6 protein-coding genes are annotated in these 6083 nt (G+C 58.5%); 1 reads left to right on the top strand and 5 read right to left on the bottom strand.

The genetic code is table 11. The features are described 5' to 3' along the window. Positions 1-5 precede the first annotated feature (5 nt). Complete coding sequence (locus tag IHN22_RS06875) at positions 6-323, bottom strand: hypothetical protein (RefSeq protein ID WP_191434349.1); 318 nt, start codon at positions 321-323, stop codon at positions 6-8. A gap of 200 nt (positions 324-523) precedes the next feature. On the opposite strand from IHN22_RS06875, the gene IHN22_RS06880 reads away from it, so the two are divergent. Next, entirely contained in the window at positions 524-1309 is a 786-nt protein-coding gene (locus IHN22_RS06880) for a hypothetical protein (RefSeq protein WP_191434351.1), read from the top strand. 62 nt (positions 1310-1371) lie between these two features. Here the strand turns inward: IHN22_RS06880 and IHN22_RS06885 are convergent, their stop codons facing one another. From IHN22_RS06885 to IHN22_RS06900, 4 genes are all read right to left on the bottom strand, one after another. Beyond that, a complete protein-coding gene (locus IHN22_RS06885; RefSeq protein ID WP_191434352.1) occupies positions 1372-2403 on the bottom strand; it encodes a threonine aldolase family protein in 1032 nt (343 codons plus the stop codon). Positions 2404-2456: 53 nt separating this feature from the next. Further along, complete coding sequence (locus tag IHN22_RS06890) at positions 2457-4139, bottom strand: glutamine--tRNA ligase/YqeY domain fusion protein (RefSeq protein ID WP_191434354.1); 1683 nt, start codon at positions 4137-4139, stop codon at positions 2457-2459. 87 nt (positions 4140-4226) lie between these two features. Further along, positions 4227-5390, bottom strand: a complete 1164-nt coding sequence (locus IHN22_RS06895; protein WP_087188823.1) for a YibE/F family protein — start codon at positions 5388-5390, stop codon at positions 4227-4229. 95 nt (positions 5391-5485) lie between these two features. After that, on the bottom strand, positions 5486-6083 hold a 598-nt coding region (locus IHN22_RS06900), incomplete at its 5' end, for an alkaline phosphatase (RefSeq protein WP_191434356.1).

A 6083-nucleotide genomic window follows, 5' to 3' on the forward strand; every position in this document is an offset into this window, starting at 1 on the left:
TGTTTTTAGATTCTGTTGTCCAGAGAATCTGCCTGGGCTTCCAGTTCATCGATGCGGGCGGCCAAACGGTCCGCTTGGTCTCTCAGACGAAGAATCAGTGTCTCCTGGGAACTGTTACCGGCGGGCTCCTCCGTCAGCCGGGCCAGATCATCCTCCAGATTGTCCAGCTGTACCTGAAGGGTACTGATCTGCCGCTCCAGAACCCGCAGCATCTCACTGTTGTCTTGTTCCTCCTCCAGAATGGAAAAGCCGGTGGATGCCTCCAGCAGTTCGGTTTCATCCGCGTCATCCAGTTCAAAGTTGTGGTTCCAAGGTCCATTCATATTGGCTACGTCCTTCCGGTCAGAATTTATTTGATAAGCTCGACGGCATTCTTGGTTTAGTTCTATTGTAGCAGAGAGCTGTGATCATGAACAGACAGACAAAAATAAAAAATTTTTTTGCCTGGTATAAAACCAGAGGTCATGCCGGTGGCTCTTACTATTGACATCGCGAGATGGACCGAATGACAGGAGGAAAGAAAATGAAAAAGAGAGTGGTTATGATTCTGATGGCGCTGAGCATTGCCTGTACGGCGACAGCCTGTTCTTCCGGTGAGGATCGGGTTATGGAATGGTGTGAAGAGTCCTTTTCCCAGACAGAAGAACAATGGTATCAGGACACTGAAGAGATTATGGCGGAAGAGGAGTATCTGGGCGGCCTGCTGGAGACTGGCCCTGTGGACATAGATCAGCTGCCTTCCATCCTGGAGCCTATCCCTGGATATTACCCCTATGTAATCCGCTTCTATAATCAAGAAGGAGAACTGGCGCGGGATTTGGTACCTGGCTTTTTGGTGGACGGCGGGCGCTATACCATCCAGGATGCAATAGAAGAAGATATCATCACGGGCGTGGCTGCCTATACGGCGGATGGATACCCCTGCAAGGTAAGTGAACTGGCAGAAGTGGTGGATTGGGAAACGGGAGCCCACCGGTTAACCTGGAGCGCTGTCTATGTGTTTTATGTGAAGGAAGGTCTGGACGTTGAGATCGTGCCCTACGCAGGTGATGATCTGATCATGGCAGGCAGCCTGACCAGCTTCACCATGTATTGGGGAAGGGCAATGCAGGAGAAATTTGGATACGGATGGACTTATCAGGTCTGTGCTCTGGAGCCTGAGGTGGGAAGCAGTTTGGATGGTACGGTAGGCGTGATCGAGGATCATATGGACTGGATACAGGGGCCCAGTGCTACCAGTGGAGTTGTCCACTACTATTGTTATTTGGCCAGAGAGAACTTTGAAACCGTAGAAATGGGTGGCTGGTAAACTGTACCACCCCGTAAAAAACGCCTGTGGCCAAGAGGCCACAGGCGTTTTCAGAGCAAATTTTACTTGAGGTCGGGCAGAACGGAGAGGAACCCGTCCACGTCGGCCTCGGTGGTGTGGAAGCAGCACACAAAGCGGACCACGGTGTGGTCCTCATCGTAGGGACACCAGTCCTCATACTGGCATACCTCATCCAGCACCGGCTTTTTGTCATTGGGAGCAATGACGAACACCTGGTTGGTGGGGGACTCCACCCACAGCTTCCAGCCTTTGGCCTTCAGGCCCTTCTGGAGGCGGGCGGCCATCTCGTTGGCCTGACGGCCCATCTTGAAATACAGATCATCCTCAAAGAGGGCCAGGAACTGCACGCCCTGGATCCAGCCCTTCTCCATCACGGCCAGCATACGCTTCTTCATCCGGAAGAAGCCGTCGGTCAGCTCGGGCCGGGTGATGACCAGCGCCTCGCCGAACATGGTGCCATTCTTGGTGCCGCCGATGTAGAAAGCGTCGCACAGGTGGGCAAACTCAGGCAGGGTCAGGTCGTTGGCGTCAGAGGACAGGGCGCAGCCCAGACGGGCGCCGTCGATGAAGAGGTACAGGCCATGCTCACGGCAGAAGGTGTACAGGGCGGTGAGTTCCGCCTTGGTATATACCGCGCCGTTCTCGGTGGCGTTGGAGATATACACCAGACCGGGTTCGGTCAGGTGTACGTCCTGATGGAGCTTCAGCAGGGGTATCAGCTGCTCAGGGACGATCTTGCCGTCAGGAGAGGCGGGAACAGTGAGAATCTTGTGGCCGGTGGCCTCAAAAGCGCCCACCTCGTGGCCGTTCAGATGGCCGGAGTCGGGGCAGATGGCAGCCTGCCAGGGCTTGAGCAGGAAGGCGCAGGCCAGTACGTTGGCCTGGGTGCCGCCCACAACAAACTCTACCATGGCGTCGGGGCAGCCGCATACCTCACGGATGCGGTCCTTGGCTTTGGCGGTGTACTTGTCGTCGCCGTAGCCGATGTTGCCCTCCAGGTTGGCGGCGCACACTGCCTCCAGCACCTTGGGATGGGCGCCAAAGGAGTAGTCGTTGCGGAACCAGTATTTCATGTCTATGACCTCCATACAGGCGGCACGGGGCCCGGCGGTCCCGGCGGACCGCCTTAAAATTTAAAGCTGTCCTTCAGGCTGACCGAGCGGTTGAATACCAGATGGCCCGGCTTGGAGTCCTTGTTGTCGGCGCAGAAGTAGCCCTGGCGCAGGAACTGGAAGGAGGCGGGGGCCTCCACGTTGGCCAGGCCGGCCTCCACCTTGGCGCCGGTCAGCACCTCCAGAGAGTTGGGGTTGAGGCAGTCCAGGAAGTTCTTGTCGCCGGCGTCGGGGTCGGCATCGGTGAACAGGTTGTCGTACAGCCGCACCTCGGCGTCCACCGCGGTGGCAGCGTCCACCCAGTGGATGGTGGCGCCCTTCACCTTGCGGCCGTCGGCGGGATCGCCGCCCTTGCTGTCGGGATCGTAGGTGGCAAAGATCTCGGTGACATTGCCGTTTTCATCCTTGGCGCAGCCGGTGCACTTGATGAGGTAGGCGCCCTTCAGACGGCACTCGGGGCCGTCGGGATAGAGACGCTTGTACTTGGGCACCGGGGTCTCCAGGAAGTCCTCGGCCTCCACATACAGGTTGCGGGAGAAGGTGATCTCACGGCTGCCGGCGGCAGGATCGTTGGGATTGTTCTCCACGGAGAAGGTCTCGCTCTGGCCCTCGGGATAGTTGGTGATGGTGAGCTTGACGGGGCGCAGTACCGCCATCACACGCTGAGCCGTCAGGTTCAGGTCCTCCCGCAGGCAGTGCTCCAGGAAGGCATACTCCACGGTGGAGGCGGCCTTGCTCACGCCGTTGCGCTCGGAGAAGTTGCGGATGGCCCGGGGGGTGTAGCCACGGCGGCGCAGACCGCACAGGGTGGGCATACGGGGATCGTCCCAGCCGGACACCCGGCCCTCCTCCACCAGCTGGCGCAGCTTGCGCTTGCTCATGACGGTGTAGTTGATGCCCAGCCGGGCAAACTCGATCTGCCGGGGCTTGGCGGGCACGTCGCAGTTGGCGATGACCCAGTCGTACAGGGGCCGGTGATCCTCAAACTCCAGGGAGCACAGGGAGTGGGTGATCCCCTCCAGGGCGTCCTCCAGAGGATGGGCAAAGTCGTACATGGGGTAGATGCACCACTTGTCCCCCTGACGATGATGGTGCATATGGTTGATGCGGTAGATGACGGGGTCGCGCATATTGAAGTTGCCGCTGGCCAGATCGATCTTGGCGCGCAGGGTCATGCGACCGTTCTCAAACTCGCCGGCCCGCATCCGGGCAAACAGGTCCAGGGACTCCTCGATAGGACGATCCCGGTAGGGAGAGCGGGCGGGGGTGTTCACATCGCCGCGGTATTCCTTGAACTGCTCGGGGGTGAGCTCGCACACATAGGCCAGACCCTTCTTGATGAGCTCCACGGCATACTCATACATCTTGTCAAAGTAGTCGGAGGCGAAGTAGAAGCGGTCGCCCCAGTCGTAGCCCAGCCAGTGGATGTCCTCCTGGATGGCCTCCACATACTCCACGTCCTCCTTGGTGGGGTTGGTGTCATCCATGCGGAGGTTGCAAAGACCACCGTACTTTTCGGCAGTGCCGAAGTCTACAAAAATTGCCTTGGCATGGCCGATGTGCAGGTAGCCGTTGGGCTCCGGGGGGAACCGGGTGTGGACGGTCATGCCTTGGAACTGACCACCCTGGGCGATGTCCTCGTCGATGAAATCATGGATGAAGTTCTGCGTCATGGTGGGGTTCAGCTCTTCTGGCATTTGGTTTCACTCCTTTATTTTAATACAAACCAATATTTTACCCCGGAACTGGAAAAAAAGCAAGAGCTCAACAAAAAAGGAGGCGGATTATTCCGCCTCCTCAAGGGACAGCTGTTTTTTACGGCCAGCCAGCAGGAAACCGCTGGTGAGGGCGGTAAAGGGAGCCACCGAGACCAGACCGAAGGAGCCCACGATGGTGTGGACGATCTCGGAGGCCACATATTTATAGTTAAGGATGTTCCAGATGGGGGTGCCCTGGGCCATAAAGACCATCAGCAGGGCGATGTAGCCGCCGGAATAGGCCAGCAGCAGGGTGGTGGTCATGGTACCCATGGCGGCCCGGCCCACATTCATGCCGGAGCGCACCGCCTCCCAGCGTGAGATGTCGGGCCGCTTTTCCACCACCTCATGGACGGCGGAGGTAATATCCACGCTCAGATCCATCACCGCGCCGGAGGAGCCGATAAAGATGGAGGCCATAAAGATCTGGGTCAGGTTCAGATCCTGATATCCGGCATAGAGCAGGCTTTCCGAGTAGGCCATCACTGCGCCGTGGATCTGGAACAGGTCGGTAAACAGAATGCCCAGTACGCAGGTCACCAGCACACCCAGAAAGGCGCCGGATACAGCGGACAGACACCGCCGGTCAAAGCCGTAGACCAGGGCGATGATGAGCAGGGTAAGCACCAGGGTTACCAGCAGGCCCATGAAGATGGGATTCCAGCCGTTGAGGTAGAGAGGGACCAGCACCTTCCACAGCATGAGCACCGTCAGTACAAAGGAAGCGATGGCCCGCACGCCGGTGCGTCCGGCAAAGAGAATGAGGAACACGGCGAAGATGCCGGCCAGGATGGCCTCCTTGCCGATGCGATAGTGGTCGGTCATGGTCACCGAGATGATCTCGTCCCCCTGGTAGCTTACCACAACCATGGCCTTGTCGCCGGGGGCAAAGAGCTTGTCCTGCTCCAGAGAGCCGTTGAGCATATTGACGCCGGTGGCAGTCTGGCCCTTGAAGCGACCGCCCAGCAGCTCCAGGGTGCAGCGCTGCTCACCGGAGCGGACCAGGCCGGTGTCGATGATGGCGGAGTCGTCCACCGCCGTTACCAGGGCGGTGCAGCGGTCGGCCTGCTGATATTGCAGGGCTCCCTCAAAGCCGGTGGGGATCAGGATCAGAAAGAGGATCAGAGCCAGACAGATGGCAAGGGGCGCGTAGTAGCGGCGCTTATTGGAATCCAGGAGAAGGGATGTCATGAAACGGATCGGTCCTTTCGTATGGGCAAAAAGGATGCGGCATGAGCCGCACCCTTTTTGCTGTCTGTAAACAGGGGTGGGAAGGGAAGAGAAAGTTACTGCACGTTCAGCATACCGGCCAGCTTGTTGAAGATCTCGGTGTTGTCGTAGTAGCCGTTGAACTGCTCGGCGTTGACACCGTGAGCCAGCACGGCCACGGGCAGGCCGGTGTGGCTGTAGGAGGTGAAGGACACGCCGGACTTGTTGTTCAGGATGTGGGTGATGGTGACGGTCAGGGGCTCATAGGTGCCGTACATCACATACTCCTGCTGCTCATCCATGCCGGTGGCAGTCTCGTTGATGCTCTTCTCATAGGCGGTCTTGATCTGGGACAGCTCATAGGGGGTGAGCACCAGCTTGTCGCCCTCCTCGCCCTGGGTCTTCAGGCCAAACAGGGTCTCGATGTCGGCCAGAACATCCTCAAAGGAGGTCTTGTTCTCCTTGTAGGCGGCAACATAGTCGCTGTCATACTTGGCGAAGGAGATCTTCTGGGACTCCAGCAGGTTCAGGTAGGTGTCGTAGTCGGTGCCGGCAAAGCCGATGGTCAGACCGCCGGTCTCGTGGTCGCCGGTGACCAGGATCAGGGTCTCCTCGGGATGCTCAGAGGCGAAGTCGATGGCCACCTGAACCGCGTCAGCCAGAGCCTTGGTATCG

It is taken from the genome of Flavonifractor sp. An112 (genome assembly GCF_904377885.1).
Taxonomy (GTDB): Bacteria; Bacillota; Clostridia; order Oscillospirales; family Oscillospiraceae; genus Flavonifractor; species Flavonifractor avicola.

Excerpts from the sequence above, each read along its gene's own strand:
- IHN22_RS06875 (WP_191434349.1), bottom strand. The coding sequence starts at position 323 with ATGAATGGACCTTGGAACCACAACTTTGAACTGGATGACGCGGATGAA.
- IHN22_RS06895 (WP_087188823.1), bottom strand. The coding sequence starts at position 5,390 with ATGACATCCCTTCTCCTGGATTCCAATAAGCGCCGCTACTACGCGCCC.
- IHN22_RS06880 (WP_191434351.1), top strand. The coding sequence starts at position 524 with ATGAAAAAGAGAGTGGTTATGATTCTGATGGCGCTGAGCATTGCCTGT.
- IHN22_RS06890 (WP_191434354.1), bottom strand. The coding sequence starts at position 4,139 with ATGCCAGAAGAGCTGAACCCCACCATGACGCAGAACTTCATCCATGAT.
- IHN22_RS06885 (WP_191434352.1), bottom strand. The coding sequence starts at position 2,403 with ATGAAATACTGGTTCCGCAACGACTACTCCTTTGGCGCCCATCCCAAG.